The following is a 26,737-nucleotide window of genomic DNA, read 5'->3' as shown; positions in this document are numbered from 1 at the left end:
CCCTTGGCGTCACCTGTGAGCAGTTGAGGTGTTGCCCCAGAAGGTGCTCAGCGGTTCTCGACCACCCAGTCGACGCACTGGGTGAAGGCGGTCACGTCGTCCGGGTCGATGGCCGGGAACATCGCGACCCGCAGCTGGTTGCGGTGCAGCGCACGGTAGGCGAAGGCGTCCATGATCCCGTTCTCGCGCAGGGTGGCCAACACCTCGTCCGCGTTGATCAAGTCGTCCAGATCGATGGTTCCGACGACCTGGGAGCGGTACTTGGGGTCGGTGACGAAGGGGGTCGCCCACTCGCGCTGCTGCGCCCAGTCGTAGAGCCGCCGCGAGGAGTCCGCGGTGCGGGCGATCGCCCAGTCGAGGCCGCCGGACTGGTTGAGCCAGCGCACCTGCTCGTCGGCGAGGATCAGGCTCGCGACGGCCGGGGTGTTGTAGGTCTGCGCGTTGGCGGAGTTGTCGATCGCGGTGGTCAGGCTCAGGAAGTCGGGGATCCAGCGGTCGGTGGACGCGATCTTGCGCGCACGCTCGATCGCGGTTGGCGACAGGATGGCCACCCACAGCCCGCCCTCGGACGCGAAGCCCTTCTGCAGGCTGAAGTAGTAGACATCGCACTGGTTGAGGTCGACGGGCAGACCCGCTGCGCCGGAGGTGGCGTCGATGGCCATCAGCTGGGCCGATCCGGTGCCGGGGACGCGGTGGACGGGCAGCATCACGCCGGTGGACGTCTCGTTCTGCGGCCAGGCGTAGAGGTCGGCGCCGGCGGAGAACTGGGGATCCGCGCCCTGCCCGGGTTCGATCTGCTGGACCGTCGGCTCCTCCAGGAAGGGCGCCCGCGTGGTCTCCTTGGCGAACTTCTTGCTGAACTCACCGAGGACGAGGTGGTGGGCGCGGCGCTCCACGAGGCCGAAGGCGGCGACATCCCAGAAGGCCGTGGCGCCGCCGTTGCCGAGCACCACCTGGTAGCCCTCGGGCAGGTCGAAGAGTTGGGCAATGCCCTCCTGGAAGGATTTCACGAGGTTCTTCACCGGGGTCTGCCGGTGGGAAGAGCCGAGGAGTTCGGGGCCCTTCGCGGCCAGCGTGGCGAACTGCTCGGCGCGGATCTTCGACGGTCCGGAGCCGAAGTGCCCATCGCGGGGAAGCAGTTCAGCGGGGATCTTCACGGGTCAGGCCTCTCGTCGGGTGCCTGACCATTCTCCCAGCAAGTTGTTGACCACCGGTTCCCGTCCGCCCCGATGCCCGGCGTCAGCGCAAGAGCAAGGCCAGCGCCACCCAGAAAGTCGCCGCAGCCGCCTCGATCATGGACCCAAAGGTGTCGCCGGTGAGTCCGCCGAGCCGCTTCACCAGATGCCCGCGCCAGAACGCGGCCACTCCCCAGGCGAGGAGCGCGGCGACCGGCCAGGCGACGAGGTTCCACGTGAAACCGGTCACGAGCCCGCCGATCCCACCGGTCGCGGCGAGCACCAGGCCGGACCACAACAGGCCATCCGCGCGGGTGGTGACCCCGGTGAACAGGGCGCCGAAACCACTCGTCCGCGCTCCCGGCAATCCCGCCCGCGTGGCGTGGACCACCACCGTGCGCGCGACCATCGGGCCGAGAACCAACGCCGCCACCAGACGCCACCCGCCAAGATGGGTCGAGGTCAGCGCACCAAGATCAACCAGCAGCGTGAGGACGAGCGTCGCCACCCCCATCGGCCCGATGTCGGAGCGCCGCATCACCTCCAGCGCCTGCTGGGCTGGTTTGCGCGACCCGAGCCCGTCCGCAGTGTCGGCCAGACCGTCCAGGTGCAGTGCCCCCGTGGCTGCGGCGAGCACGGCGAGACCCATGATTCCGGCCAGCCAGTCACCGGCGCCGCACAGTTGCACGACAATCGCTGCGGCGCCCGCAAGCAGCCCCAGCACCAGCCCGACGATGGGCATGCCGGTCACATTCGAGCGGGAGGTGGTGCGGTCGACATCCATCGCCGGGGGGACGGGGAGCAGGGTGAACATCCCGAGGGTGGCGACGATGCGGGGGAGGACGAGCAGGGGTGGCGAGGCGGCGTGGGGATCGGAGAGGGCGGGCGGGGGGAGCGTCGGGTCAGGCTCCGGGATCGAGCCCATCACTTGACCGTCATCGGGATTCCTGCGACGCACAGCAGCACGCTCTCGCAGGCGGCGGCCACCCGCATGTTCAGGATGCCCAGCTGGTCGCGGAAGAAGCGCCCCGACCAGTGCTCGGGAACCACCGACATGCCCACCTCATTGCTGACCAGCACCACCTCTCGGGTGGTCGATTCGACGGCGGCCACCAACTCGTCAACGCGCGCCTGCAGGGCTTCTGGGCCACCGGGTTCGTCGGACCAGATGCCGACCTCGTCCATCGTCCGGGTCAACCACAGCGCCAGGCAGTCGACCAGCGCCAGCGCCGGTTCGTTGCGTCCCAGCACCCCCGCGATGTCCCCGGTCTCGAGCGTGCGCCAACTGGACGGACGACGTTGCTGGTGCAGCGCGATCCGCTCGGCCCACTCATCGTCCCCGGGACGAGCAGGCGCGGTGGCGACGTAGTCGACGCGCTCGGACGCGCCGGCGAGTGCTTCCGCGTGGGTCGACTTGCCGGAGCGTGCGCCGCCCAGGACGAGCGTCCTCATGCGGATGCCTCGATGGGTTCGGGGGTCGTGTCCGGGGGCCCGGGGTTCGTGGTCGGGGGCTCGGAGATCGTGGTCGGGGGCCCGGAGATCGTGGTCGGGGGCTCAGGGGAGTCGGTGACGCCAGCGTCGGCGAAGGTGGCCATCTCGTGCAGGATCCTGGCCGCCATCACCACCTGCGGGAGCGCAGCCGCGCCGCCGGAACCCTCCCCGAGCCTCAGCCCGAGGTCCACCAGCGGACGCAGCCCCAATTTCTGGTGCGCCGCCTGGATCGCCGGCTCGGCACCCGCGTGACCACCGACCAGGTAGCCCTGCACCGCCGGGCACAGCGCCACCGCCACCAGGGCTGCCGAACAAGCGATCACACCGTCCAGCACCAGCGGCAGCCGGAGCTCCGCCGCGCCCAGGATCAGCCCAACCATCGCCGCGTGCTCGAAGCCTCCGACTGCTGCCAGCGCTCCCAGTGGATCGTCCGCGGACGCCTGGTTGAGCGCGATCCCGGCGTCGATCACCGCTGCCTTGCGGGCCAGCATCACGTCGTCCGCGCCAGCCCCGCGCCCGGTCACCTCGACGGCGGGACGCCCGGTGAACACCGCCACCAGGGCAGCTGCGGGCGTGGTGTTGCCAATACCGACCTCACCGGGGACGAGCACTCGATAGCCCTCGTCAGCGGCCTGTCGGGCGAGCTCACGTCCGGTCTCGATGGCCGTCAGTGCCTGCTCGCGGGTCATCGCCGGCCCCACCGTGAAGTCGGCGGTGCCGGGGGCGATCCGACGGTCGTCGACACCCGGAACGGGCGTGAGCATCCCGAGGTCGACGATGCGCACCTGGGCACCGGCGGCCCGCGCCAGCACGTTCACGCCAGCCCCGCCGGCAGCGATGTTGGCGGCCATCTGGACGGTGATCTCCTGCGGCCACGGCGACACCTTCTGTGCCTGCACGCCATGGTCAGCAGCGAACACCACGACCAGCCCAGGCTCCGGAACCGGCGGTGGGCATTCACCGGAGATGGCAGACAACTGGTTGCCCAAGACCTCCAATTCGCCGAGCGCACCGGGGGGCTTGGTCAGCGTCAACTGTCGCTGCTCCGCCTGCTGGCGGGCGTCTTCGTCGACGGGCGCGATCGTGCCCAGATCGAGGGCATCCAGTTCGATGGTCATGCATTCGTCCTTCCTGATGGAGCAAGTGTCGCGAGGGCCTGGGACAGTTCCCGTGCCACCCGGGGGTCGCGGACGGCCAGCCGCAGGTGGTGCTCGCCGAGGCCGGGGAAGCTCTCCCCGCGTCGCACCGAGAATCCCAGCTGGGAGAGGGGTTCACGCTGCGACCCGAGCCCGATGGCCGAGGTGTCGATGAGCACGAAGGGTGCGGACGAGTCCGCACAGACCCGGACGCCAGCGGCGCTCAGCAGGGTGATCATCTGCTCCCGGTCGCGGACGACCTGCTCGGCGACCTCGTGGGCCCAGGCCACCGCCTGCGGGGATGAGCAGGCGACCATCGCGTCCGCTGCGGGCGCCGACACCGACCACGGCGTCTGTACGGCGGCCAACTGGGCCACCAGCGCAGGGTCGCCGACGACGTAGCCTGCCCGCAGACCGGCCAAGGAGAAGGTCTTGGTCAACGACCGGGTCACGAGAACCCCAGCCATGTCGCTCTTGATCATGGTCTCAGGTTCGCCCGGCACGGCGTCCAGGAAGGCCTCGTCGACCAGCAGCACCCGTTCCGGACGGACCAACTCCTGCAGCACCTCGGCGGGGTGGAGCACGCCGGTCGGGTTGGTGGGGTTGCCGACGACGACCAGGTCCGCGTCATCGGGGACGAGCGAGGGGTCCAGCTCGAAGGGCTCGGACAGCACCACCCGCTCGACCGGCACCCCCGCGACCCGCAGGGCCTGTTCCGGCTCGGTGAACTGGGGGTGCACGACGCACGCACGTCGAACCCCCAAACCGCGTGCCACCCCCAACCCGCGTGCCATCAGCGTGAACGCCTCCGCCGCCCCGGCGCAGGGCAACACGAGCGTCTCGTCCACGCCGTGCCGACGGGCGATCGCCGCCCGCGCCTGCGAGGGGTCCGGGTAGGCGGCCCACCGCTCGGGGCGCGACAGCACCTCCACCAGCCACTGCGGTGGGCGCACGTCACGGACATTCACCGCGAAGTCCACCAGCCCGGCCACCAGGTCTCGGTCGCCATGGTGTGTGAGGTCTGGTTCGGCGGGCTCTGTTTGTGGGCTCACCACTCGATTCCCGCCTGGCCCTTCTCGCCCTTGTCGAAGGGGTGCTTGAGCTTGGTCATCTCGGTGGCGACGTCCGCGGCGTCGATCATGGTCTGCGGCATCCGTCGTCCGGTCATCACGACGTGCTGGGTGCCGGGACGCTCGGCCAGCGTCGCCAACACCTCGTCGGCGTCGAGCCAGCCATTGGCCAGAACGTAGCTGAACTCGTCCAGGATGTAGAGGTCATGCGTCTGCGCAGCCATCTGCTCGCACACCTTCTCCCAGCCAGCGCGCGCCATTGCGGCGTGGTCGGTGGTGTCGGTGGACCGCAGCCAGGTCCACCCCGCGCCCATCGCATGCCACTCCACCGGGCCGCCGACGCCGGTCTCCCGGTGCACCTGGTCGAGCGCCTCATAGGCATTCTTCTCACCGGTACGCCAGCTCTTGGACTTCACGAACTGGTACACCCCGATCGACCAGCCCTGGTTCCAACCGCGCAGCGCCAGCCCGAAGGCCGCGGTCGACTTCCCCTTGCCATCACCGGTGTGGACGATGAGTCGCGGCTGCAACCTGGCCTGGCGGGTGGTCATCCCGGCGGGTTTTACCAGCGGTGTTCCCTGCATCAATTCTCCTTGGTCGCGGTGATTGGGGTCGCGGTGATTGGGGTCACGGTGATTGGGGTTGCGGTGGTTGGGGTTGCGGCGGTCGGGGGCTCGGACGAACGGGCGAGTTCCAGCAGGCCGTCGACGTCGACCTGCTCCTCCATCGCGTCCGCCAAGGTGTTGATCATGGTCTCGCGGAGGGACGCATACCCCGGCGCCCCCACGGTGGGCGTCCACGGGTGGCCTGCCTGCCGCGCCACCTCGGTGAGCCAGGCCCGGCGGAAGCCATCGTGCTCGAGTGTGCCGTGCCAGATCGTCCCCCAGGTCGCCCCCGACCGGACGCCATCCAGGAAGGCCTCGTCCGCATCGCCCTCGATCGTCACGATGCCGTGGTGGATCTCGTAGCCGGACGTGGTTTCTGCCCGCCACGTGCCACGTGGACGGGCCAGCACCTTCTCGACGCCGAAGTCAGTGCGAGTTGGGAGCAGGCCCAGGCCCTCGACCGTCCCCACCTCGCCCTCGACCTCGTCGGCGACCTCGCGCCCCAGCATCTGGTAGCCGCCGCAGATGCCCAGCACGGGGCGCCCGCAGCGGTGCCGCTCGGCCAGCACGTCCGCGATCCCGCGCTCCCGCAACCACGCCAGGTCTGCTGCCGTGGAACGGGTTCCGGGGACGACGACCAGGTCGGCCTGCGCGCAGACGGACGCGTCGGCGGTCACCTCGACCCGCACGCCCGGCTCGGCGGCCAGGGCGTCGACGTCGGTGGCATTGCTGACCCTTGGCAGCCGGACGACGGCCACTCGCAGCGGGTTGGCGGTGGCGCCGACCGCACTCCAGCCGCCAATCGCCAGCGCGTCCTCCGAGTCCAGCCACACCCCCTGCAACCAGTTCAGGACGCCGTAGCTGCGCAGCCCATTGCGGCGGCTCAGGTCGGCCAGTCCCGGCTCCAGTACCTCCGGGTCGCCGCGGAACTTGTTGATCACGTATCCCTTGAGCAGCGCGCGGTCGGCATCGTCCAGCAGCGCCCAGGTGCCGTGGATCGACGCGAGCACCCCGCCTCGGTCGATGTCGCCGACCAGCAACACCGGGAGCCCGAACTTCCTGGCCAGGCCCATGTTCACATAGTCGCCAGAGCGCAGGTTGATCTCGGCGGGCGATCCAGCGCCCTCGCAGACGATCACGTCGTGCGCAGCCGACAACTCTTCGTAGGCGGTGAAGGCGGCCTCCGCCAGGTGTGCCCTTCCGGTGGCGTACTGGCCTGCCTCCAGCACCCCACCCGGGCGGCCGCGGACCACCACGAATGCCCTCCGGTCGGTGCCTGGCTTGATCAACACCGGGTTCATCGCGGTGCTCGGTTCGAGCCCGGCGGCCGTCGCCTGCAGGAATTGGGCCCGCCCGATCTCACCGTCGGCAACGACCATGGAGTTGTTGCTCATGTTCTGCGCCTTGAACGGCGCGACGTCGATGCCGCGACGAGCCAGCACCCGGCACAGACCGGTCACCACCAGCGACTTTCCGGCGTCCGAGGACGTCCCGGCGATCAGGATCCCTGCCATTCAGCGCCTCCCATGAATCACTGGGGAGCCTTGGCCACCACCAGTCGAACCACTCTTGCCCACCACCGAGCCGACCCCGGCAAAAAGCACCGTGGCCGCCAGTTGCGCCGCCCGGTTGAGCCGTGCTGCGCGGCGCAGGTCGTCCGCGCCGGGACGGGGGCCGTCCCCCAACAGTCCCCGCACCTCCACGCGTCCGCCGGGGTAGACATTGCGCCCACCCAGCTGCACCCCCAGGGCGCCCGCCCAGGCGGCCTCGCACCAGCCGCCATTGGGGGACGGATGGTTGGACGCATCCCGCCGCACGACCCGCCAGGTCGTGCGCACCGATCCACCGACGACCGGTGCGAGCAGTGCGCCGAGCACGGCCGTGAGTCGTGCCGGCACCCAGCAGGCCAGGTCGTCCAGCCGGGCCGCAAGGCAGCCAAAGTTCTCGTAACGCTCGTTGTGGTGGCCGACCATCGCGTCGAGCGTGTTGATGCCGCGGTGCGCCAGCACGCCAGGAACTCCTGCCACCGCCCCCCAGAACAGGCTCGCGACCACGGCGTCCGCGGTGTTCTCGGCCAACGACTCGATGCCCGCGCGGCACAGCTCATCGGGGCCCAGGTCGTCCGCCAGCCGCCCGCACAGCCAACCCAGCCGACCGCGGGCGGCGGGCAGGTCGGTCTCGGTCAGGTCGGCCAGCAGCACGCCGGTGTCGGCGAGGTTGCGCCCCCCGACGCAGGCCCAGGTCGCCAGTGCCATCGTTCCCGCGGCGACCACCGGCCGTCCCCGCCCAGCGCGTTCGGCCGCGGCCCCCAGCGCCAGCACCGGCGCCAGGCAGGCCACGACGTGCACCACCCCGGCGACCCGGGAATCTCGGTAGGTGCGCGACTCCACGGCCGAGGCCCAGCTCCCGAACCACGCCACGGGGTGGTGCTGCTGGGGGTCGCCCAGCACCGCGTCCACCGCCGACCCGACTGCGAGGCCCCACCCCCGCGGCCCCCATAGGCTCAGGGCATGCACATGGTCATGGTCCGTCACGGACAGTCGGTCTGGAACCTCGAGGGGCGGCTTCAGGGCCAGACCATGGACATCCCGTTGACGTACCTGGGACGGGAGCAGGCCCAGCAGGCCGCCGAACAGGTTGCGGCGCTGGTCGCGCGTCCGCTGCTGGTCTCCAGCGACCAGGTCCGCGCCCTGCAGACGGCCCACATCATCGCCGAGCGGATCGGCGTCGAACCGGTCACCACCGAACTCGCCCGCGAGCACCACTTCGGTGAACTCGAGGGGCGCACCCGCGCCGAACTGCATGCCCAGCCGGTGCCCGAGGGGCAGCACATCAACGAGATCGCGTGGGGCGGTGGTGAGTCGGTGCAGGAGCTGTATGCCCGCTGCGCGCGCCTGCTGGACCACCTGCGCACGCTGGCCGATTCCTCCGGTTCGGAGGAACTCGTTCTCGTCAGCCACGGGGACGCCTTGCGCGTGCTGCTGGCCGTGATCGACGACGTCGGTCACCGCGAGGTCGAGTGGCGCCCCATCACCAACGGTGAGGTCATCACGCGCAACCTGTGAGCGCACTGGCTCCCTTTCGCGACGGTGGCGAAGGGACGGAGAGACCGTCCGCCCTTGCGCCGAGGGCGGGTCTGGCGCGCGGCAGCCAGGCGACCGGACTCGTCCACTCCCTGGTGGGAGGGGCTTCACCGTTGCGGGACAGCGCCGGGTTCTGACCGGCTTCGCTGGGTGCTGCGCACTGGCGTGGGTGCCAGCACAGGCCACCCTAGTGGGTGGCGCCCGCTGAGTCGTGCCTGAGAGCCGTTCGAGGGCTGAATCACCGCGAACCTAGTGTGTGCCTGTCCCCGAGGGGCGGGGACGGACGAAGGGACAGCAATGCTCAACTGGTGGGAATCGGTGCTGCTCGGCATCGTCGAAGGCGTCACGGAGTTCCTGCCGGTCTCGAGCACGGGTCACCTGACCATCGTCGAGAAGCTGATGAACAAGCCGATCGATGATCCGAGCCTGACGGCGTTCACGGCCATCATCCAGATGGGCGCCATCCTGGCAGCGGTCATGTACTTCTGGAAGGACATCGTCCGCATCGTCGTGGGGTGGTTCGCCGGAGTGCGGGACGCCAGCAAGCGCGGGGCCGACTACAACATGGGCTGGGCCGTCATCGTCGGCACCCTGATCACGGGCGTGATCGGCTTCCTCGGCAAGGACCTCATCACCGGTGCCTTCCGCAGCCTGTGGGTGGTCGTCGGTGGCCTGATCCTGTGGTCGATCGCGATGTACCTGGGCGACCGCCACTCCGCCAACACCCCCGACGCCGAGAAGGGCGGGCTGGAGCAGATCACCTGGAAGGACGGCGCGATCCTCGGCCTCGTGCAGTGCCTCGCGCTCGTCCCCGGCGTCTCCCGCTCCGGCGCCACGATCGTCGGCGGCCTGTTCAAGGGCCTCGACCGCCTGGCCGCCACCAAGCTGAGCTTCTACCTGGGCATCCCCGCGCTGCTGGCCGCCGGTGCCTTCGAGATGGTCACCGTCGCCCCCGAGATCTCCGCGGGTGTCGGCTGGAGCATGACCCTGCTCGCCACCGTCGTGAGCTTCATCGTCGCCTACGCCTCGATCGCGTGGCTGCTGAAGTTCGTGGCCAGCAACAACTTCACGTCCTTCGTGGTCTACCGTCTGGCCCTGGCCGCCGTGATCGTGATGCTGCTCGTCGGCAAGGTCATCACCGCCGTCTGATTCGCCCCCAACCAATCAGCACCGCCCCTCGCGTCATCGCGGTGGGCGGTGCCGTCGTCTGCCCAAGCGGACGGACGCTCAGCGCTTCTTCTCATGGGGGGCGATGGGCTTGCCGGCATCGCGCCAGGCCCCGAAGCCACCGTCCAAGTGGGCGACGTCCTCGCGCCCCATGTCGACGAGCGCAGCTGCTGACAAGGCCGAACGCCAGCCACCGCCGCAGAACAGCACCAGCCGACGGCCGTCGTCCAGACGCGGCTGGTAGTAGGGCGACTCGGGGTCGACCCAGAACTCGAGCATCCCGCGCGGGGCGTGGATGGCGCCGGGGATCGTCCCGTCGCGCTCCAGCTCCCGGACGTCACGGATGTCGACGATGCAGGTGTTCTCATCCTCGATGAGGGCCTCCACCTGGTCGGCGTCCAGCGAGGTGACCTTCTCGTTCGCGGTGGCGACCAGCGCGCTCACCGGACGGGCCAGTGGCTGCCCAGGCTGGCGACTCATGCGGGCAGCCCGAACCGGACGGCGTTGCGGGCGCGCGCCTTGTCTGCCTCGACGGCGCGGTCCTTGGGGGGCGCCGTGGTGACCAAGGAGGACAGCAGCTTCTCGGTGGCGCGGGTGACCTGTTCGACGGCCTCGTCGAAGGCGACCTGGTTGGCAATCGAGGGCTTGGTGAAGCCCGAGACCTTGCGGACGTACTGCAGCGCGGCAGCGCCCGCCTCGTCGGTGGTGGCCGGCGGTTCGAAGTTGAACAGCGGCCTGATGTTGCGGCACATGTGGTGCTCCTCTCGTGGGCTTGTTCCACTGGGGGTGCCAGCCTCGCACGCGGCCGGTCCAGCGCAACAGTGCCGGTGGGCCTGGCCAATCAGCCACCGCCGCGACGAGTTCGTGCTCTCCACCAAGTGCGGGCGCGGCATCGAGGGCCTCGCGGATTGGACCGGACGCGATCGAGGCCCGCTGGCAGGAGCGTGGCCAGGGCTTCGACGGCCTCGACGGCCAGGTGTGACGGTCAGTGACGGGCCCCTGCACCGGTTTCCGGGAGCAAGCGAGCGCCTCCCTCCCATCCGGAGTGAGGCGCTCGATTGGCTTCCGATGGCGTGAGGACTCTCCCCGTGCAGTTCCCCCGAACTTGGTCACCCAAGCCATCGACCGACTTCAAGCTAACCCTCTATCAAGTGTCGAGAAAATGCGCGGGCAAACATTACCGCCCGGAAAGTTGTTGCTGACGAATGGGGAGGGCCGTCTAGGGTGGGACTCCCAACCCGGAGCGATCATCGTGCAGAACACCCCGTCCACCCGGCCCGAGACCGACCCCCGTCCCGACCCCATGGACCGTCGCGCCTGGCACCGCACCGCCACCCGCCCAGTCGCTGTCTGGTTGGTCGGCCTGGTCGTCCTCGCCTTCGTGCACCGCTGGGTACCCCAGTCGCGCTGGCTGCTCGTCCACATGTTCACCCTCGGGATGGTGACCAACTCGATTCTCGTGTGGGGACAACACTTCACCGATGCCCTGTTGCGAAATGGCGCCGACGAGGCCGGACGACGGCTCCAGGTGCGGCGGATCATGGTGCTCAACCTCGGCATCGCGCTGACGGCCACGGGCATGGTCGGCGAGTGGCACTGGATCACGGTCGCGGGCGCCACGGTCGTTGGGTCGACACTGGCCTGGTATGCGGTCTCCCTGCTGTTCCAGGTGCGTTCGGCGCTCCCGGCCCGGTTCACGCCGACAGTCCGTTTCTACGCCGTGGCGGCGATGCTGCTCCCGCTGGGCGCCGTGTTTGGTGGCTTCATGTCGTTCAGCCAACCCGAGCCCTGGCAGGGACGTCTGCTGCTGGCCCACCTGTTCAGCAATGTCGGCGGTTTCGTCGGTCTGACGGCCGTGGGGACGCTGGTCACGCTGTGGCCCACCGTGCTGCGGACGAAGATGGAGCCCGAGCAGGACGTCGCGGGACGCCGGGCCCTGTGGACGATGCTGGTCTCGGTGCTGGTGGGCGTCGTCGCCGCCCTGGCCGGGTTGCGCTGGCTGGCCGGTCTGGCCGTGATCGGCTACCTCGCCGGGCTCGCGATCATCTACGTCCCGCTGGTGCGGTGCGCGGTGCGAAAGAGCCCGCGCGACTTCCCCGCCTACTCGATCGGCGCCGCGCTGGTCTGGCTGCCGGCCGGTCTGGTGTGGCTGGCGTGGAAGCTGTTCAGCACCCCCCGTGACCTGGTCGCCGCGGACGTGCAGGGCGGGACCATCGCCCTGGTCGCCGGCTTCGGCGCGCAATTGCTGTTCGGCGCGATGAGCTACCTGATGCCGACCGTGATGGGTGGTGGTCCCTCGGTCGTCCGAGCTGCCTGCGCGGAGATGAACCGCTTCGGCGCCCTGCGGGTCGCGGCCCTGAATGCCGCGCTGGTCACCTATCTCGCCACCGACAACTCGTGGACGCGTGCCCTGACCTCCCTGATCGCGTTCGCGTCCCTGGCCGCCTTCGTGCCATTGGTGGTGCGAATGGTGAAGGCGTCGGTCGCCGCGCGGAAGGCCAAGGCTGCGGCCGCTGCCGCACCCACCACGGACGCGGTGGCGGCGCCGGCAACTTCTGCGACACCCGGGGCAGCGCACCCCGCCCCGAAGACCCAGCCTGCCCCGAAAACCCAGCCCGCCCCGAAAACCCACCCCGCCCCGAAGACCCAGCCTGCCCCGGGGCGACGCGACCTGCTGGAGGCGGCGGTCGGCATCGGTGCGGTCTGGGGTGCTGCCAAGCTCGGCCAGCGCATGACAACGGGCGGGACGACGTCCACGACGTCCACGACGTCAACGAAGGTCACCCCGACCGGAGACACGACCACCGTCGACGTGCACGCTGCCGGGATGCGCTTCGACCCGGAGACGGTCGACGTCCCCCTCGGCGACCGGCTGGTCATCAACCTCGTCAACGACGACCCGACGATGGTCCACGACCTCTACCTCGACAGCGGCGCCACCTCCGGACGCGTGGCTCCCGGCGCCAGCGCCAGCGTCGACGCGGGCGTCATCGCTGGTCCGGTCGAGGGGTGGTGCACGATCGTCGGCCACCGCGCCGCGGGGATGGTCTTCCATGTCACGGCCGATGGCACGTCGGCCAGCGGCAGCGGATCGTCCGGCGCCACCAGCCGGGTGGTCGTCGACCTGACCCAGGCCCCCGGCGACGACTTCCAGACCCGGGACGCCGTGCTCCCGGAGATCGCGACGGCCACCACGAAGGCGCTGACGCTGACGGTCCAGGAGGCGGTGCAGGAGGTCGCCCCCGGCTGGACCCAGGTGGCGATGACCTACAACGGACGCGTGATGGGTCCGGTGATCGGGGCGCACATCGGCGACACGATCGACTGCCACCTGGCCAACGAGGGGACGATGGGCCACTCGATCGACTTCCACGCCGGCACCGTCTCACCGGACGAGAACATGCGCACCATCAAGCCGGGCGAGAGCCTGGACTACCGATTCCGCGTCAATCGGGCCGGCATCTGGCTCTACCACTGCTCCACGATGCCGATGAGCTCCCACATCGCGGCCGGCATGTACGGCGCGGTGGTGGTTCCGCCCAAGGGCATCGCTCGGGCCGCACGGGAGTACGTCCTCGTCCAGCAGGAGCTCTACCTCGGCCACCACGGCGAGGAGCTCGACGCGTCCAAGATCGCGGACGAACGACCTGACCTGGCGGCCTGGAATGGGCACGCGAACCAGTACGTCTTCGCGCCGCTCACCGCGAAGGTGGGTGAGCGGGTGCGCATCTGGGTGCTGTGCGCGGGGCCCTCGCGTGGGGTGTCGTTCCACGTCGTGGGGACGCAGTTCGACACCGTCTTCAAGGAGGGTGCCTACCTGTTGCGCCCGGGCAATGCCGAGGGCGGGGGCGCGCAGGCGCTCGACCTCTCCGCGGCTCAGGGCGGGTTCGTGGAGATGGTCTTCGAGGAGGCTGGCACCTACACCTTCGTCAACCACTCCTTCGTGGAGATGGAGCGAGGCGCCCGCGGCCTGATCAAGGTCACCTGAGCCCGGAACGAATCAGTGGGTGAATACGGGCGCTGTCAGCGATACCCGCATTCACCCACCGACCCCGATCAACATCAGTCGCGGCCGTCACCGTTCAGGGCGACCAGCAGCAGGCTGCCGATGATGGCGGCATTGGCGAAGAAGCTGTTCTGCTGCTCGAACTTCTGGTGCGGGTCTTCGATCGCCCAGAAGGGGTGGCCGACGATGGTCGTCGGAACCAGTGAGGCGACCAGTCCGGTGGCGACGGTGCGGGGCTTGATGCCCAACGCGAGTGCTGCGCCTCCGGCGACCATGGCGGCGCCGTTGAAGGTGACCAGATCCTTGGCCGCGATGGGCAGGCTGATGCCGTACTGCTGCTCGGCGGCCTCCACGGCGGGGGCGATCGCGGCCGGCGCCTTGAGCTGGTTGAGCCCGCCGCCGATGAAGACGGACGCGAGCAGGCCGCGGGCGGCGATGCGGATGGGGTTGATCATGGGGTGACTCCTTGAAGTGTTCTGTGCCACCGAACGGTTTCTGGAGGCACTGACGCCCCAAGCCTAGGCACCTCGGCCAAGTGTTCCCATGCCCAACGACCTTGGGTGGGGGCCGCGTACCGGCTGCGGTCAGCCTTCGGCGCACCCCTGGGTGGACACCGAGCTGGTCAACTGCGCGGCCCTGTCCAGCATCGAGTCCGTCGCGTCGTCGGTGAGGGCGTAGCCAGTCGTCCCGTCGGCCATGGACTTTGCGAAGACGGTGCCGGCGACTCGTCCAGACCTCGTCAGCAGCGGACCGCCGGAGTTGCCGTGCTCGAGGGTGGTGCGCAGGGAGTAGACCTCGCGGTGCACGCCCGAGCCGCCATAGATGTCGTCGCCGTTCGCGTCCACGACACCCCGGACGCGCGAGGCGGCCAGCGTGTACGCGCCGCCGAGCGGGTAGCCCGCGACGACGGTGCTGGTGCCGCGCTCCACGGCGGCGGCGCGTTTGAGCGCCGGGGCGTCAAGGTTGTCGACTGCGAGGATCGCCAGGTCGAGGTCGGGATCGAAGGCGACCACCCGGGCCTCGTGCCGGACCATCGACGTACCCACCTGCACGCTCACCGAGCTCGAGCCGGCGACGACGTGCGCATTGGTGACCACCCGCTCGCCCGCGACCACCCAACCGCTGCCGACGAAGCTGGCATTGCACCTGGGAGCGTTGGTGGTGACCTTCACCACGGAGTTCTTGACGGCCTGGATGGCAGACGAGTTGGCGACGCTCGCGTCCGGTGCTTCGACGGGGAGCGAGGGCTCGGGGGTGAGGCCGCTGAACACGCGCGGGAAGACGTCGTCGATGGCGGCGGTGAAGCGTCCGGGCAGTGAGCGGGCCTGCGCGGGGACGAGCTGGTCGGTCTTCGCGAGCACCGCGGAATCGTTGATCACCCGCCCCCATGAGACCGGGACGACTGGGCGGACGGCAGATCCGATGAACCACATCACCAAGGCGGTGACCAGGGTGGTTGCGGCGGCGCCGAGCGTTGCGTCCAACCGGCGGGTGCGGCTGCCGGGGCGGGACGGCCTGATGCGCGCGCCGGCCCGCAGCGCCAGGTTGCTGCCGATCTGGGAGCCGATCCAGCCAGCGGCGAGGATTGCGAAGGTGCGAACGAGGCTGGACGCTTCGGGGAAGTGGGCCAGCACGCGCGGTGCGATCCACACTCCGGCGAGCATGCCGCAGACGGTGCCGACCAGTCCGAAGGCGCCGAGCACGAGTCCGGTCCGGGCACCGCGGATCGCCTGGCTGGCGAGGATGACGAGCAGGGCGAGGTCGAGCAGGGCCGACGGGGTTGCACTCACTGGTGGCTCCCTTCGAGTGGGGTCACCCACAGTGCCTCGGGTTTCTGTGGGTCTCCCCGTGAATCAGGTATGTGTCAGCCGACCTGGGCTTCGACGCGCTGCTCCCCGGTGTCGATCACGATGACGTCCCCGGTCTGCAGCTGACGGCCACGGCGGGTGTCCACCTCACCGTTCACGCTGACGAGGCCCTCGGCGATGAGCTCGCGCGCCATCCCGCCGGTGTCGGCGATGTTCGCGAGCTTCAGGAACTGGCCGAGCCGGATGTCCCCGCCCACCTCGATGATCTCCATGAGGCGATCGTCCCACATGCTCCAAGCGCTCCCCGAGCGTGGGACATCCCCAGAGCTGGCCGGAGGGACCCTCGACAGCCTCGGGGAGCGTGCGCAGATCAGCGTCGAGTGGCCAGTCCCACGACGATCCCCCCGACGACGACACCCGAGAAGAAGGCCGGGGCCAAATACCGGAGGCGCCAGGTCAGCGTGTGGAAGCCCTCCCACGCGAACCAGGCCAGCAGCGCAGCGAGCAGCAGCGCCGCCAGCACGCCCAGCGTCGAGCCCTTCATCAGGCGTTCTCGAGGACGACCGCGCTGAAGCCCTCGGCGATCGACTGCATGGCCGGGGCCAGCGCCGGGTCCGCCTCGCGCATCCGGTCGAGCACCGCCGTCGACTTGCCGCCGTGCTTGCCGGCCCACCAGTGCTGGATCAGTTCCGGGCTGGCCTCCGGGTGGAACTGGACGCCAACCGCCGAGCCCAGTCGGAAGGCGGCATTGCGGTAGGTCGGCGACCAGGCCAGCTCGACGGCTCCCTCGGGCAGCCGCGTCACGACGTCGTTGTGGGACATGGGGACGGGCGCCCCGCTCGCCGCGCAGGCGCCGAGCACCGGGTCTTCCGCGGCCTCGGGCGCCCATTCGAGCACGACCGGACCATCCTCGGGGCCTGCCTCGTGCGCCACGACCACCTCGCCGCCCAGCGCCTCCGCCAGCAGCTGGTGGCCCAGGCAGATGCCGAGCACGGGGATGTCGATGTCAGCGGCGTCGGCGATCAGGTCCTTGGTCTGGGCGACCCAGCGCGCGTCCGAGTTCACGTCCATCCGGCCGCCGAGCACGACCAGCCCGTCGCCGATCGTCTCCAGGTTGGGAACGTCCTTGTCCCAAAGCGTCACCAGCGTGATCCGGACGCCGGCGCGGAGCCAATCGTCGAAGCGGTCGAGCGGAACCTCGGGGTCGGGCTGGAGCACGGTGATGCGGGGTTTCTTGGCCACGCGGGGAGCCTACAGTCCCAACCAGCCCACCCAGCGAGCTGACCCAGCCAGCCCGCCCAGCCCGAGGCAGCGATCAGCCCCGCGCCTTGGTGGTCGCGGCCTCGAGCTGGTCGAAGACGGCCTTGATGGCGTCAAGGTGACGATCAGCCGGCTGGAAGCCCTGCGCGCTGAAATCGGTGAACAGGCTGAACGGCACCTGCGCCCGCACGTCGTGCATCGAGAAGTTCGCGATCGCCGCGCGCCAGTGCTCGACCGCGCGCACGCCGCTGTCGGCGCCGTAGCTGACGAAGGCGACGGGCTTGCCCTGCCACTCCGAGCCCAGCGAGTCGAAGGCATTCTTGAAGGCACCGGGGATCGAGTGGTTGTACTCGGGGGTGACGAAGATGAAGCCGTCAAGGGCGTCGATCGCCTGGCTCCACTTGGTGACGGCCTCGGAGTCGTACTTCTTGTTCGCGGCTCCGGGAACTGTGGCGCTGGTGAGCAGCGGGACGTCGAACGACTTCAGGTCGACGATCTCGTACTCGAAGCCGTCGCGCTGGCTGGCCTGCTCGGCCACCCATTCCCCCACGGCCAGGCCATTGCGGCCCTCGCGGATGGATCCGACGACGATTCCGATCTTCATGTGTCCTCCAGGTATGTGGGTCTAGCCCCCGGACGGCACGGCGCCGTCGGGTTGCTCAACCCGTCCCGCGCGCCCGATATTCCTCCCGAGCGTCCGCCTCGGTGCCCCACAACGCGACCAGATCTGCCCGTGCCCGCGAGACCCGCGACCGGATCGTCCCGACGGGCACCTCGCACACGTCCGCGGCCTCGGCATAGCTGAAGCCCAACAGCTGGGTCAGCACGAAGGCCTCGCGGCGCTCGTCGTCCATTCGCGTCATCAACTGCCGGGCCTCCACCAGCGCGAAGTCGTCGGCGGCCAGCGGACGCTCGAAGAAGGAGTCGGGACGCACGACCTGCGGGCGGGCCACCTCACGGCGCACCTGGTCTGCGACGACGCGGCGGGCGATGGTGAGCAGCCAGGTGCGGGCCGACGAACGTCCCTCGAACCGTGGCAGCGCATCGATCGCGCGCAGGTAGGTTTCCTGGCTGAGGTCGTCTGCGTCGGCATTGGTGAGGTGGCTGATGAAGCGCCGGACGTCACCTTCGGTGGCCCGGACGAAATCCCCGAGGGCCACGCGATCGCCCAGACCGGCCGCCAGCGCGGCGCGGGTCACGGCATCGTGGTCGCCCGGGGTGTTCACGTGGCAAGGCTATCGGGTTAGTCTGCGGGGCATGGTCGCTTGCAATCCGCACTGGCAGGACGCGTTGTCGTCCGCGCTGGACGGGGAGCTCGCGCCCACCGAGCGGGCCGAACTGGACGCGCACCTGGCTGCATGCGCGGCCTGCGCCGACTGGTTCGAGCAAGCCTCCCGGGTGCAGCGCGCCGCCTTCCAATTGCCGCAACCGGACAACTCCCGCCGCCTGATCGCCGTGATCGAGGCCAAGATCTGCGCCTGCCACGACGGCGGTTCCTGCGAGTGCACCGAGTGCGCCTGCGAGGACTGCACCTGCCACCACGTGGCCTGACCCTCCCACCCGAAACACCTGGAGATCCTTGTGCCCGCTCGTTACCTGGTCAGCAATCCCTGCGAGGACGCCTGTGGCACCAAGCAGACCGCCCGCACGGTTGAAGGCGCACCGGTCTACCTGTGCCCCGGGTGCGACTCGGAATGGATCGAGCTGGGCGAGCGCACCGACATCGATGAGCCACCGGAGCCGACCCCGAACCCCTGATGCGCCGAAATCCCGATGAACTGACCCCACCGACCCGGCAGCGACTTCAGCCGATGCCGATCTCCTTGGCAGGGGTGATCGTGTAGTCGGCCATGTCGTCGTGGGTGAACAGCCAGGTCAGCTTGGGTTCGGCGTGGGTCTCCAAGAAGGCGCGCTGGGGTGAGAAGCCGTGCTCGCGACGCAGCCTGACCTCCTCGGGCCAGGTCTGGCGCCACTGGTCCAGGTGGCGTGGCTTGATCGTGCGGCGCTGCAGCAGCTGGCTCATGCGCGCGGGGACCTCCCTCCGAAGCGTCCCTCGACCCAGCCGAGCACCAGTTCGAGCGTGCTGGTCGCGTCGGTGTCGTGCAGCAGTTCGTGCAACCCGCCGGCCACCTCCACCCGGACGACGTCGTCGCGATTGATCCGCTCCACCAGTTCCCGCGACCAGCGCGGGTTGGTCCAGCGGTCGAGCTCGCCGTGGACGACCAGCGTGGGCACCCGCCAGTCGTCGGCCGCGCGCCACACCACGTCCGAGATGTCCAGCACCGACGAACCCACCATCAACGAGATGCCGCGCTCACCCATCATCGGGTCGATCGCCGAGCGTTCCAGCACGTCCGCCCGGCTGGTGAGCCCGGACCTCGGGGCCTTCCGGGTCGGGGCCGGGGCGCCAGGCCAACGGTGCGCCGCGGCGCGCAGCCCCCGCCGGACCCTCGCCGACGTCGGGCCTGCCAGCGCGGGGGACATCACGACGGCGCCGATGATCCCGGACTGTTTCGCGGCCACCGAGGCCGCGGTCAACAGCCCGCCCAGGGAATGGCCCAGCAGCAGCAGCGGCAGTCCGTCGGCCACGGCCTCGCGTCGGACGGACAGGTGGGACTCCAGGGCCGCCACCAGGTCGACGACGCCACGATCACCGGACGAGGCCCCGTGCCCCAGCAGGTCCAGCGCCCACACCTCGAAACCACGGCTGGTCAGCTCAGGGACCAGCTGCGAGTACTCGACGACATAACGCTCGGCGTACTCGAACAGGCCGTGCTGCAGCAGGACGCGTCCGCGCGGGTGGGCCTCCGGCTGCCAGACGTGCAGAACCGACCCGTCCGGTCGTCGGCTCTGCTGGTGCCGTTCGACTGCCGCCTGCTGCTCCATGACGCCTCCTCGAGTGCTTCTGGCGGCAGGCTATCCAGCCCCGCCGAATGATTGCTGGATCTCGGGTCGAATTGTCCCCTTCAACCTCACCCAATGTCATCGAGCGGGCGGGTTAGGCTCGACGGCATGAGCCTGGTCAGCACCACCTGCGCCGCCGACGGCGACATCCGTACCTTCGAGCTGCGCAGCGGACACCTCACGCCGGCCGCCACGATCCCCGTGGGCAAGGGGGTGAGCGCGCTGGCTCTGGTGCCCGAGAGCGAGCGAGCCTTCGCCTCCACCAAGCAGCCCGGCATCGCCCACCTGCTGCGGGACGGGTCCGGCTGGCAGGTCACCGGCTTCACCCCGACGCCGTCCAACATGACCTACCTACACCCCACCCCCGACGGACGCTTCCTGCTCGGCGCCCAGTACTCGGACGGCTACGGCGAGGTTTGGCCGCTCACTGCGGACGGGCTGGGTGAGGCAACCGCGCACGTCGAGTTCCGCAACCTGCACTGCGTCATCACTGTCGGGCGGCACGCCTACTTCGTCAGCCTCGGCGAGGACCTGATCGCCTGCTACGAGCTGGGGGACGACGGTTCGCTGACCCCCTGCGAGCAGCCGACCCTGGCCGCCCCCGAAGGTTCGGGCCCACGGCACCTGATCGCCTCCGAGGACGGGCTGCACCTGTACTGCGTCACCGAGTTCTCCGGCGAGGTGCTGCACCTGCTGCGCGACCCCGAGTCCGGGAACCTCACCCTCGTACAGGTCGCCACCGCCCACGCCACCGACCGCGGCCTCAAGCACTCCCGCTTCGGAGCCGACCCGGTCGAGGAGCACCTGGTCTGGGGCGCCGACCTGCACTTCTGCGGCAACTTCCTGGTCGTCTCGGAACGCTGCGAGTCGACCCTGTCGGTGCTGCCGCTCAACCCCGACCGCAGCCTCGCCGACCAGGTCTGCATCGTCGACACCGAGAAGCAGCCGCGCGGCTTCAACGTCACCGGCGACCTGGTGTTCTGCGTCGGTGAGAAGAGCGAGCAGGTCTCGCTGTTCCGGCTGGACGAGCAGGGCCAGCTCACCCTCCTGCAGCAGGTGCCCAACGGCAAGGGCGCCAACTGGGTGCGCATCGGCTGAGCCGATGGAGGTCAGCTTCGCCGGGACGGTCATCGAGTGGCGGGGTCCGGCGCCCTACCACTTCGTCCGGTTGCCGGAGGACGTCGCGGACGTGCTGGCCGACGTCGCCAAGGCGGTCACCTACGGCTGGGGGATGGTCCCGGTGGACCTCACCATCGGGGACACCACCAGCTACACGGCCTTGTGGCCCAAGGACGGCAGCTACCTGCTCCCGCTGAAGGACGCGCTGCGCCGCGCCGAGGGCATCGAGCTCAGTGACGAGATCGAGGTGCACCTTTCCGTCCGGGGGTTGTGAACTTAGAATTCCGAGCCGACCCCGGCGGTCTCCGAAGTGATGTTCGTCACGGTGATGGACGAATGTCCTAGTCGGCGGGTCGGTGTCTGCCGGTGGCCGGGTTGGGGGTCTGTGCAGGGGCTGTGGGTTCTGCCACTCTGTGAGCGTTTCGTTCCTTCTCCCCCGAGGGTGTGGCCATGGTCTCGTCGGTTGCTGGTCGTGTTGGTGTGCGGTGTGTGGTTGGGGCGGTGTCGTTGGCGTTGGCGTGGGCGGGGTTGCCGCAGCGTGACGCGTGGGCGGAGGACCCGGCACCGGCCTCTACTCCGGCGGCGAAGGGTTTGTCGCGGGGCGCGGATGGTCTGGTGGCGTTGGATGGGGTGGTGACGCGTCCGGATTGGGTGTCGGCGTCGGTGACGGCGCGGGGGTCGGGTGGTCCGGTGGAGGTGTTGTCGGAGCGGTCGGTGTCGCGTCGGGTGTTCGTGTTCCCGGATGGACGTGTGGAGGAGGAGGCCGCGGCGGGTCCGGTGCAGTTCGAGTCCCCGGCGACGAGCACGTCGGCGGCGCAGTGGCGCCGGGTGGACACCTCGCTGGTGGCGGATGGGTCGCGGGTGCGGCCGGCGGCTGTGCCGGGGGAGGTGTCGTTGTCGGGTGGTGGTTCGGAACCTGTGGTGTCGATGACCGGCGCTGATGGTGTGGGCGCCGAGGTTGGTCTGGATGGTGTGGTGTTGCCCGAGCCGGTCCTGGACGGGTCGACGGCGACCTATCGGGATGTGGTGCCGGGCGTGGATGTGCGGGTGGAGGCCCGCCCGGCGGGGTTCGAGTTGGTGTGGTCGGTGACCTCGGCCCGGGGCGCTGAGGCGCTGGTGTCCCGCTATGGCAGCAAGGGTGAGGTGGTGTTGCCGACCACGTTGATGGTGACCGGCGCAGACGCGACCGCGACTGATGGTGGGGTGGCGTTGGTGGATGGGTCGAAGAAGACCCGTTCGAAGCTGCACGCCCCGCTGGTGTGGGACGCGGCGGGTGCGAAGGTGCAGGGCCACGGGACGCCGAAGGCGGCGAAGTTCCGGTTGGGTACCCGGTCCCAGGTCCCGGGTGTGGGCAAGGGGAAGAATAAGTCGCGGGGGTCGTTGCAGGTGGTGACGGACGCGGCGTGGTTGACCGACCCGGCGCGGGTGTTCCCGGTGACGATCGACCCGACCTATGCGCAGGTGACCGGTAGCGCGGTTTTCGACACGTTCGTAGGCATATACATGGGCGCCTATGCTAGGCAGCGTCGCTGGAGGGAAGCAGGCAGCACATTTGCATGGGGTGTCCTGCCCGGACGTGTTGGCGGTCGTGTGATGGAGCGCGTCTACAGATATGGCGGCGGGCATTATGCGCGACGAGGTGGAAAGTACGCCGCTACCTGGAGACATCGTCGACGAGCAGGGTCGTACATTCCACGATCGGTCCGGTGGGGAATGAACGTCCATATCGGCATGTATACAGGCGCCGCCTACGTTTCGACTCATCGGTATTCTGCGTGGTGAGCCGGCAAACTATCGCGCGGCCAACGCGGTACTTCCGAGTGGCATCGCCCCTGTCGTTTGGAATGTATTCCTTGGTTGCGATACTGGCCGCGACAGACATGAGCGGGAAGTCGGCAGTCGCCGTCGCTTCCCTAGGGGTCTTCTTTGCTTGCACCGGCCTCCGATACCTGTCGCTCGGAGCTGTGAAGTTCGATGGGGTGACGAGGCAGATAGAGGTACCCCGACCCCTTGGAAAGGTATCGTTCGGTGCGGATGACGTCATTGGCGTTGGACTGGGTAAGGGTGGGCTTCTATTTGGTGAGTGGAGCGGGGGCGCTACGTGCCTCTTCTTCTTGGTCAATTCTGATGGGCGCGCGCGGCGGTATGCCTACTTGCCCGCTGCAGCCTTCTCCAGATCTGAGGAACTGAATAGACAATTGTGGAACGTCTGTCGACTGCTGCAGGTTAAAGAAGTCCAGTGACACTCTTGACTACTTGGGCACGGTCAACTTGGACCTGAGTTGGACCTCTTGAGGTGATTTCGGTGTTCATGACTTCGCTGGCCCAAGAGTCCCAACTCCCCGATCTATGAGAGCCGGAAGATGGAGCATGTTAGCTGAAATTGCGGAACGTCACCGCCTTACGAAACTCCTGTTGTTCGCGGCATGGTCGCTGCTCGTTGCGTCATGCGCCCCCTCACGCCCCTACTCTCCCGGGTTCGTCGCCCTGAGGGGGTGGCGTTTGGATCGCTGGCTCCGTATGCCGTGAAGATGCCTTTAGGAGGATGGAAGTAAGATCGATTGACTCGGGCGGCACGCCGACGGATTCCATACTGGCGCAGTATGACTATCTGACGGGCGTGAATCCCGCAGAACTCCCAGGACGATCGACGGCCGGTGTCCGTGTCAAATTCGCCCCAGGCATTCAAGCAGGATTCTCCGTTGCAGGACGCTTGGTTACTGGCGTGGCCGAAAACGGCAGCGAAATTTGGGTTGAGGTACCGTCTCATATGGAGGACGGGCAGGCAGTGCTTGTAGAGGAGGTTGTCCAGTATGATTCCTTGGCGAAGCTAGACCTCGGCGAATATGGGTGTTCTTCTCGATGATCTAGGCCTCCCGGGGCCCCGGGCGAGGGCCTGACCGATTATTGGCGTTGGGCTGAGCAAGGGTGGCCTTCTATTTGGTGAGTGGAGCGGAGGTGCCACGTGCCTCTTCTTCTTGGTCAATTCTGATGGACGCGCGCGGCCGTACGCCTACTTCCCTGCCGCGACGACATTCCCGCGTCAGAACTCCCAGCGGACCCCGTGCACTCCGGGTTGCGGGTCAACCACCAGGGACGTGACCTGGTTGCCGTCCACCGGCAGCGGCTCGTCCACCAGCATATCCGTGTCATGGTTGGCGCGCAGTTGGCGCCTGGCCCGGGCGGGTGGACGTCCGGTGAACTCGACCTGGATCGACAGAATCTGCGCCTGGTCGGCCAACAGCCGCTCGAAGCAGCGGTCCAGCGGGTCGGAGGAGACCCAGTCGATCTCGAAGTCGAAACAGACCAGCTCCCCGGCCTGGACTGGCCGCGGGAAGACCCACTCGCCGACGGCCAGCCCCGCGTCCTGATCGATGAAGGAGTTGCCGATCTCGCAGCCGGTCAGGGCCTGTGGACGAGGCGCGACGTGCGCGGCGGGCTGCTGGAAGATGTATGGCGTCGTCGTCACGTCGTCCCCGGTGCAGCGCATCAGCTGCCGCATCCGGGAGACGATCCGCTGGCCCTCGTCCTGCACCAGGTGCCGTTCGTGGACGACGATGCTGGTCAGCTGGGAGTCGGTGGACGAACCCCAACCCGCGAAGATCTGCTCGACCCGGTCGTAGGAGTCCAGCACCTGGCGCAACCGCCACGACCGGTCGGTGCGCGCAGGCAGCAGGGAGACGAGGTAGCCGGGGGGCAGCTCGAAGATCCGGTCGAGTTCGGCCAGCGCCGCCATCGACGCCATCCGGGTGGGCAGTGAGCGTCCGGTCTGCCAGTAGCTCAGGGTGGCGATCGACACGGGACAACCCGCCGCGACGAGCCGGGCGTGGACGCCGTCCAGGGTCAGGCCGCGCGCTTGCAGGGCATCGGAGAAGACGAGCGCGAAGGCCTCGCGCGCCAGCTGTTCCCGGCTGGTGTTCTCACGGGTCGCCATGGATGGACGAAGGTGACTTCGGGGCGGCGGCGTTCAGCCGCGGCGCTTGGCGACCTGTTGCTTCGCGGCGTCCAAGCCCTTGCCGGCGCTGGCGGCGACCCCCTTGCCGAGGGTGCGCAGCTGGCTGCCGCGGTGCTGCAGGCCCATCTTCGTGGTCGACTTGATGGCCTCCTTCACGACATCGCTGCCCATCTTGGAGTCACCGATCTCCCGCTCCACGAAGTCGATCGGAACCTCGACGATGGTGAAGCCCTTGCGGTAGGCATTCCAGGTCAGGTCGCGCTGGATCCCGTAGCCGTGCCGGTCGATGTTCTCGGAGACGAGCTGACGCAGCGCGTCCGCGCGGAAGGCGTTGAAGCCGCCGGTGACGTCCTTGATCGGCATGCCGAGCATCAGCTGGATGTAGACCGAGCCGCCGCGCGAGAGGAACTCGCGGTGCTTGGGCCAGTTCACGATCGAACCGCCTTTCACCCAGCGGGAGCCCTTGACCATGTCGGCGCCGTCGGCCAGCGCGTCCAGCAGTCGATGAAGCTGCTCGGGCTGGTGGGAGCCGTCCGCGTCGAACTCCACTAGGACGTCGTAGCCCTGGTCGAGACCCCACTTGAAGGAATCAAGGTAGGCGGCACCCAGCCCCTCCTTGCCCTTGCGGTGGTTGACGTGGATGTGGTCGTCCGCGGCGGCGAGCTCGTCGGCCTTGGCGCCGGTGCCGTCGGGGGAGTTGTCGTCCGCGATGAGGATGTGGGCCTGGGGGACCGCCTTGCGCAACCGCGACGTGATCGGGCCGATGTTCTCCAGCTCGTTGTAGGTCGGGATGATCACCAGGATCCGGCCGAGACCGGCGTAGGTGTCCGCGTTCTGTGTCACGTCGTCGTTCCTCTCACGTCAAGGACTCAAGGTTACTGGGGCCGCGTGTCGCGGCGATAGGCTGGTGGGCGATCCCACCCGACACGCACCATTCCCCTAGTCATCACAGTCCACCGTCTCAACAAGGAGCACATCGTGCCCGGCACCCAGCGCCACCTGACCCTTCGATTCCTGGCGGCGCCGATGGACGGCAACACCGAGGGACGTGTTGAGGGCGGCCTCGTGCTGGAGTGGATCGACAAGGCCGGATACGCCGCTGCGGTGGCGTGGAGTGGCCAGTACTGCGTCACCGCCTATGTCGGCAATGTCCGCTTCAGCCGCCCCGTGCTGGTCGGCGACATGGTCGAGGTGCAGGCGCGCATCGTCCACACCGGACGGACCTCGATGCACATCGTCTGCACCGTTTCCAGCGGGTCGCCGCGATCGGAGGAGCGGGCCGTCACGTGCCAGTGCCTGATGGTCTTCGTCGCGACGGACGAGAACGGGCACCCGAGCGAGGTGCCCGCCTTCGAGCCGACCGACGACTGGGAGCGCGAGCAGCAGCAGATCGCCGTGCGCCGGATCAACGGACGACGGGAGATCGAGGCCGACATGGCCGATCAGGTCTACACGGAGGCGACGGCCTCGCTGCGCCGGACGCTGCGGTTCCTGGCCAAGCCGACGGATGTGAACTGGGGCGGCAAGGTGCACGGCGGCTCCGTGATGCAGTGGATCGACGAGGCCGCGAACCTGGTCGCGGAGCAGTGGCACCAAGGTCCCGCCATCGCCGTCTTCGCTGGTGGCGTGCGGTTCTACCGTCCGATCCAGATCGGGCACCTGGTGGAGGTCGAGGCGCGCTTGATCCACACCGGCCACTCGTCCATGCACGTCTCGGTGCATGTCCGGTCCGGGGATCCCCGCAGCGGCGGCGAGATGCACACCACCACCCACTGCCTGATGGTGCTGGTGGCGCTGGACCCGACGGGCTCGCGCAAGGTCGCCGTCCGCTCATGGAACCCGACCCTGCCCGAGGACCTGGCACTGCAGTCCCACGCCAAGCGCCTGATCGACATTCGCGAGCAGATCGCCCGCACTGCCCCGCGAGAGGTTCCCCGCACCGCCGAGGGCTGAGGTCT

The 26,737-nt window shown here is 68.9% G+C and carries 30 protein-coding genes; 9 read left to right on the top strand and 21 right to left on the bottom strand.

Annotation, left to right across the window (positions count from 1 at the left end):
• Positions 1-47: 47 nt before the first annotated feature.
• The 8 genes from serC to cbiB all read right to left on the bottom strand — a co-directional run bounded on the left by serC (position 48) and on the right by cbiB (position 7,993).
• A complete protein-coding gene (serC, locus tag ABD089_RS06710; protein ID WP_343885496.1) occupies positions 48-1,157 on the bottom strand; it encodes a phosphoserine transaminase in 1,110 nt (369 codons plus the stop codon).
• A gap of 82 nt (positions 1,158-1,239) precedes the next feature.
• Positions 1,240-2,100, bottom strand: coding sequence for an adenosylcobinamide-GDP ribazoletransferase (locus ABD089_RS06705; protein ID WP_343885495.1), 861 nt, complete (start codon positions 2,098-2,100; stop codon positions 1,240-1,242).
• A complete protein-coding gene (gene cobU, locus ABD089_RS06700) occupies positions 2,100-2,627 on the bottom strand; it encodes a bifunctional adenosylcobinamide kinase/adenosylcobinamide-phosphate guanylyltransferase (protein ID WP_343885493.1) in 528 nt (175 codons plus the stop codon). Before cobU ends, ABD089_RS06705 begins: the two co-directional genes overlap by 1 nt.
• On the bottom strand, positions 2,624-3,784 hold the full coding sequence (gene cobT / locus ABD089_RS06695; protein WP_343885492.1) for a nicotinate-nucleotide--dimethylbenzimidazole phosphoribosyltransferase: 1,161 nt from the start codon (positions 3,782-3,784) through the stop codon (positions 2,624-2,626). The genes cobU and cobT overlap by 4 nt, the downstream gene beginning before the upstream one ends.
• Positions 3,781-4,854: an Rv2231c family histidinol phosphate aminotransferase CobC gene (gene cobC / locus ABD089_RS06690; RefSeq protein ID WP_343885491.1), complete on the bottom strand. Its 1,074-nt coding sequence runs from the start codon at positions 4,852-4,854 to the stop codon at positions 3,781-3,783. The genes cobT and cobC overlap by 4 nt, the downstream gene beginning before the upstream one ends.
• Positions 4,851-5,456, bottom strand: a complete 606-nt coding sequence (gene cobO, locus ABD089_RS06685) for a cob(I)yrinic acid a,c-diamide adenosyltransferase (RefSeq protein ID WP_343885490.1) — start codon at positions 5,454-5,456, stop codon at positions 4,851-4,853. The genes cobC and cobO overlap by 4 nt, the downstream gene beginning before the upstream one ends.
• The gene (locus tag ABD089_RS06680) at positions 5,456-6,991 is read right to left on the bottom strand and encodes a cobyric acid synthase (protein ID WP_343885488.1); all 1,536 of its coding nucleotides are present in this window, start codon (positions 6,989-6,991) and stop codon (positions 5,456-5,458) included. The genes cobO and ABD089_RS06680 overlap by 1 nt, the downstream gene beginning before the upstream one ends.
• A complete protein-coding gene (gene cbiB, locus ABD089_RS06675) occupies positions 6,992-7,993 on the bottom strand; it encodes an adenosylcobinamide-phosphate synthase CbiB (RefSeq protein WP_425560024.1) in 1,002 nt (333 codons plus the stop codon).
• Here cbiB and ABD089_RS06670 point away from each other — a divergent pair.
• Both ABD089_RS06670 and ABD089_RS06665 read left to right on the top strand, forming a co-directional pair.
• Complete coding sequence (locus ABD089_RS06670) at positions 7,988-8,542, top strand: histidine phosphatase family protein (RefSeq protein WP_343885486.1); 555 nt, start codon at positions 7,988-7,990, stop codon at positions 8,540-8,542. The genes cbiB and ABD089_RS06670 overlap by 6 nt on opposite strands.
• 315 nt (positions 8,543-8,857) lie before the next feature.
• Positions 8,858-9,709 carry an undecaprenyl-diphosphate phosphatase gene (locus ABD089_RS06665; protein ID WP_343885484.1) on the top strand — a complete coding sequence of 284 codons (852 nt, stop codon included), beginning with the start codon at positions 8,858-8,860 and terminating at the stop codon, positions 9,707-9,709.
• 78 nt (positions 9,710-9,787) lie between these two features.
• Here the strand turns inward: ABD089_RS06665 and ABD089_RS06660 are convergent, their stop codons facing one another.
• Complete coding sequence (locus tag ABD089_RS06660) at positions 9,788-10,207, bottom strand: rhodanese-like domain-containing protein (protein WP_343885483.1); 420 nt, start codon at positions 10,205-10,207, stop codon at positions 9,788-9,790.
• Positions 10,204-10,479 (bottom strand): DUF2277 domain-containing protein, encoded by a 276-nt coding sequence (locus tag ABD089_RS06655; protein ID WP_343885482.1) that lies wholly within the window; start codon positions 10,477-10,479, stop codon positions 10,204-10,206. The genes ABD089_RS06660 and ABD089_RS06655 overlap by 4 nt, the downstream gene beginning before the upstream one ends.
• A gap of 551 nt (positions 10,480-11,030) precedes the next feature.
• Between ABD089_RS06655 and ABD089_RS06650 the strand changes: the two genes are divergently transcribed.
• Entirely contained in the window at positions 11,031-13,715 is a 2,685-nt protein-coding gene (locus tag ABD089_RS06650) for a multicopper oxidase domain-containing protein (RefSeq protein WP_343885517.1), read from the top strand.
• 74 nt (positions 13,716-13,789) lie between these two features.
• On the opposite strand, the gene ABD089_RS06645 is transcribed toward ABD089_RS06650, so the two are convergent.
• The 7 genes from ABD089_RS06645 to ABD089_RS06615 form a co-directional block, all read right to left on the bottom strand.
• Positions 13,790-14,188 (bottom strand): DoxX family membrane protein, encoded by a 399-nt coding sequence (locus ABD089_RS06645; RefSeq protein ID WP_343885481.1) that lies wholly within the window; start codon positions 14,186-14,188, stop codon positions 13,790-13,792.
• 129 nt (positions 14,189-14,317) lie between these two features.
• Positions 14,318-15,523, bottom strand: a complete 1,206-nt coding sequence (locus ABD089_RS06640) for a MarP family serine protease (RefSeq protein WP_343885479.1) — start codon at positions 15,521-15,523, stop codon at positions 14,318-14,320.
• A 74-nt stretch (positions 15,524-15,597) separates the two neighbouring features.
• Positions 15,598-15,813 carry an RNA-binding S4 domain-containing protein gene (locus ABD089_RS06635; RefSeq protein ID WP_343885478.1) on the bottom strand — a complete coding sequence of 72 codons (216 nt, stop codon included), beginning with the start codon at positions 15,811-15,813 and terminating at the stop codon, positions 15,598-15,600.
• 98 nt (positions 15,814-15,911) lie between these two features.
• Positions 15,912-16,085 (bottom strand): hypothetical protein, encoded by a 174-nt coding sequence (locus ABD089_RS06630; RefSeq protein WP_343885477.1) that lies wholly within the window; start codon positions 16,083-16,085, stop codon positions 15,912-15,914.
• On the bottom strand, positions 16,085-16,783 hold the full coding sequence (locus tag ABD089_RS06625; protein WP_343885476.1) for a type 1 glutamine amidotransferase: 699 nt from the start codon (positions 16,781-16,783) through the stop codon (positions 16,085-16,087). The genes ABD089_RS06630 and ABD089_RS06625 overlap by 1 nt, the downstream gene beginning before the upstream one ends.
• A 73-nt stretch (positions 16,784-16,856) precedes the next feature.
• Positions 16,857-17,405, bottom strand: a complete 549-nt coding sequence (locus tag ABD089_RS06620; RefSeq protein ID WP_343885475.1) for an NADPH-dependent FMN reductase — start codon at positions 17,403-17,405, stop codon at positions 16,857-16,859.
• Between the two features lie 55 nt (positions 17,406-17,460).
• Positions 17,461-18,027, bottom strand: coding sequence for a sigma-70 family RNA polymerase sigma factor (locus ABD089_RS06615; protein WP_343885474.1), 567 nt, complete (start codon positions 18,025-18,027; stop codon positions 17,461-17,463).
• Between the two features lie 31 nt (positions 18,028-18,058).
• Between ABD089_RS06615 and ABD089_RS06610 the strand changes: the two genes are divergently transcribed.
• Complete coding sequence (locus ABD089_RS06610; protein ID WP_343885472.1) at positions 18,059-18,352, top strand: zf-HC2 domain-containing protein; 294 nt, start codon at positions 18,059-18,061, stop codon at positions 18,350-18,352.
• 30 nt (positions 18,353-18,382) lie between these two features.
• The gene (locus ABD089_RS06605) at positions 18,383-18,559 is read left to right on the top strand and encodes a hypothetical protein (protein WP_343885470.1); all 177 of its coding nucleotides are present in this window, start codon (positions 18,383-18,385) and stop codon (positions 18,557-18,559) included.
• A 46-nt stretch (positions 18,560-18,605) separates the two neighbouring features.
• Here the strand turns inward: ABD089_RS06605 and ABD089_RS06600 are convergent, their stop codons facing one another.
• Complete coding sequence (locus tag ABD089_RS06600) at positions 18,606-18,824, bottom strand: hypothetical protein (protein ID WP_343885468.1); 219 nt, start codon at positions 18,822-18,824, stop codon at positions 18,606-18,608.
• The gene (locus tag ABD089_RS06595) at positions 18,821-19,687 is read right to left on the bottom strand and encodes an alpha/beta fold hydrolase (RefSeq protein ID WP_343885467.1); all 867 of its coding nucleotides are present in this window, start codon (positions 19,685-19,687) and stop codon (positions 18,821-18,823) included. Before ABD089_RS06595 ends, ABD089_RS06600 begins: the two co-directional genes overlap by 4 nt.
• A gap of 126 nt (positions 19,688-19,813) precedes the next feature.
• Here ABD089_RS06595 and ABD089_RS06590 point away from each other — a divergent pair, with 126 nt between their 5' ends.
• The 3 genes from ABD089_RS06590 to ABD089_RS06580 all read left to right on the top strand — a co-directional run bounded on the left by ABD089_RS06590 (position 19,814) and on the right by ABD089_RS06580 (position 22,606).
• On the top strand, positions 19,814-20,803 hold the full coding sequence (locus tag ABD089_RS06590; protein ID WP_343885466.1) for a lactonase family protein: 990 nt from the start codon (positions 19,814-19,816) through the stop codon (positions 20,801-20,803).
• A 4-nt stretch (positions 20,804-20,807) separates the two neighbouring features.
• Positions 20,808-21,098: a DUF1905 domain-containing protein gene (locus tag ABD089_RS06585; protein ID WP_343885465.1), complete on the top strand. Its 291-nt coding sequence runs from the start codon at positions 20,808-20,810 to the stop codon at positions 21,096-21,098.
• 359 nt (positions 21,099-21,457) lie between these two features.
• Positions 21,458-22,606, top strand: a complete 1,149-nt coding sequence (locus ABD089_RS06580) for a hypothetical protein (RefSeq protein WP_343885464.1) — start codon at positions 21,458-21,460, stop codon at positions 22,604-22,606.
• A gap of 1,261 nt (positions 22,607-23,867) precedes the next feature.
• On the opposite strand, the gene ABD089_RS06575 is transcribed toward ABD089_RS06580, so the two are convergent.
• Entirely contained in the window at positions 23,868-24,758 is an 891-nt protein-coding gene (locus ABD089_RS06575; protein ID WP_343885463.1) for a hypothetical protein, read from the bottom strand.
• Between the two features lie 33 nt (positions 24,759-24,791).
• Positions 24,792-25,622: a polyprenol monophosphomannose synthase gene (locus tag ABD089_RS06570; protein ID WP_343885462.1), complete on the bottom strand. Its 831-nt coding sequence runs from the start codon at positions 25,620-25,622 to the stop codon at positions 24,792-24,794.
• A gap of 135 nt (positions 25,623-25,757) precedes the next feature.
• Here ABD089_RS06570 and ABD089_RS06565 point away from each other — a divergent pair, with 135 nt between their 5' ends.
• Complete coding sequence (locus ABD089_RS06565) at positions 25,758-26,732, top strand: acyl-CoA thioesterase (RefSeq protein WP_343885461.1); 975 nt, start codon at positions 25,758-25,760, stop codon at positions 26,730-26,732.
• Positions 26,733-26,737 lie beyond the last annotated feature (5 nt).

This window comes from Luteococcus sanguinis, from assembly GCF_039527675.1.
In the GTDB taxonomy this organism is placed as follows: Bacteria; Actinomycetota; Actinomycetes; order Propionibacteriales; family Propionibacteriaceae; genus Luteococcus; species Luteococcus sanguinis.
Note: the sequence above shows the minus strand (reverse complement) of the source record. Positions and strands in the feature narration are given on the sequence as shown.

Excerpts from the sequence above, each read along its gene's own strand:
- ABD089_RS06705 (WP_343885495.1), bottom strand. The coding sequence starts at position 2,100 with ATGGGCTCGATCCCGGAGCCTGACCCGACGCTCCCCCCGCCCGCCCTC.
- cobU (WP_343885493.1), bottom strand. The coding sequence starts at position 2,627 with ATGAGGACGCTCGTCCTGGGCGGCGCACGCTCCGGCAAGTCGACCCAC.
- cobT (WP_343885492.1), bottom strand. The coding sequence starts at position 3,784 with ATGACCATCGAACTGGATGCCCTCGATCTGGGCACGATCGCGCCCGTC.
- cobO (WP_343885490.1), bottom strand. The coding sequence starts at position 5,456 with ATGCAGGGAACACCGCTGGTAAAACCCGCCGGGATGACCACCCGCCAG.
- ABD089_RS06680 (WP_343885488.1), bottom strand. The coding sequence starts at position 6,991 with ATGGCAGGGATCCTGATCGCCGGGACGTCCTCGGACGCCGGAAAGTCG.
- ABD089_RS06670 (WP_343885486.1), top strand. The coding sequence starts at position 7,988 with ATGCACATGGTCATGGTCCGTCACGGACAGTCGGTCTGGAACCTCGAG.
- ABD089_RS06665 (WP_343885484.1), top strand. The coding sequence starts at position 8,858 with ATGCTCAACTGGTGGGAATCGGTGCTGCTCGGCATCGTCGAAGGCGTC.
- ABD089_RS06660 (WP_343885483.1), bottom strand. The coding sequence starts at position 10,207 with ATGAGTCGCCAGCCTGGGCAGCCACTGGCCCGTCCGGTGAGCGCGCTG.
- ABD089_RS06655 (WP_343885482.1), bottom strand. The coding sequence starts at position 10,479 with ATGTGCCGCAACATCAGGCCGCTGTTCAACTTCGAACCGCCGGCCACC.
- ABD089_RS06650 (WP_343885517.1), top strand. The coding sequence starts at position 11,031 with ATGGACCGTCGCGCCTGGCACCGCACCGCCACCCGCCCAGTCGCTGTC.
- ABD089_RS06645 (WP_343885481.1), bottom strand. The coding sequence starts at position 14,188 with ATGATCAACCCCATCCGCATCGCCGCCCGCGGCCTGCTCGCGTCCGTC.
- ABD089_RS06635 (WP_343885478.1), bottom strand. The coding sequence starts at position 15,813 with ATGGAGATCATCGAGGTGGGCGGGGACATCCGGCTCGGCCAGTTCCTG.
- ABD089_RS06630 (WP_343885477.1), bottom strand. The coding sequence starts at position 16,085 with ATGAAGGGCTCGACGCTGGGCGTGCTGGCGGCGCTGCTGCTCGCTGCG.
- ABD089_RS06620 (WP_343885475.1), bottom strand. The coding sequence starts at position 17,405 with ATGAAGATCGGAATCGTCGTCGGATCCATCCGCGAGGGCCGCAATGGC.
- ABD089_RS06610 (WP_343885472.1), top strand. The coding sequence starts at position 18,059 with ATGGTCGCTTGCAATCCGCACTGGCAGGACGCGTTGTCGTCCGCGCTG.
- ABD089_RS06600 (WP_343885468.1), bottom strand. The coding sequence starts at position 18,824 with ATGAGCCAGCTGCTGCAGCGCCGCACGATCAAGCCACGCCACCTGGAC.
- ABD089_RS06595 (WP_343885467.1), bottom strand. The coding sequence starts at position 19,687 with ATGGAGCAGCAGGCGGCAGTCGAACGGCACCAGCAGAGCCGACGACCG.
- ABD089_RS06590 (WP_343885466.1), top strand. The coding sequence starts at position 19,814 with ATGAGCCTGGTCAGCACCACCTGCGCCGCCGACGGCGACATCCGTACC.
- ABD089_RS06585 (WP_343885465.1), top strand. The coding sequence starts at position 20,808 with ATGGAGGTCAGCTTCGCCGGGACGGTCATCGAGTGGCGGGGTCCGGCG.
- ABD089_RS06575 (WP_343885463.1), bottom strand. The coding sequence starts at position 24,758 with ATGGCGACCCGTGAGAACACCAGCCGGGAACAGCTGGCGCGCGAGGCC.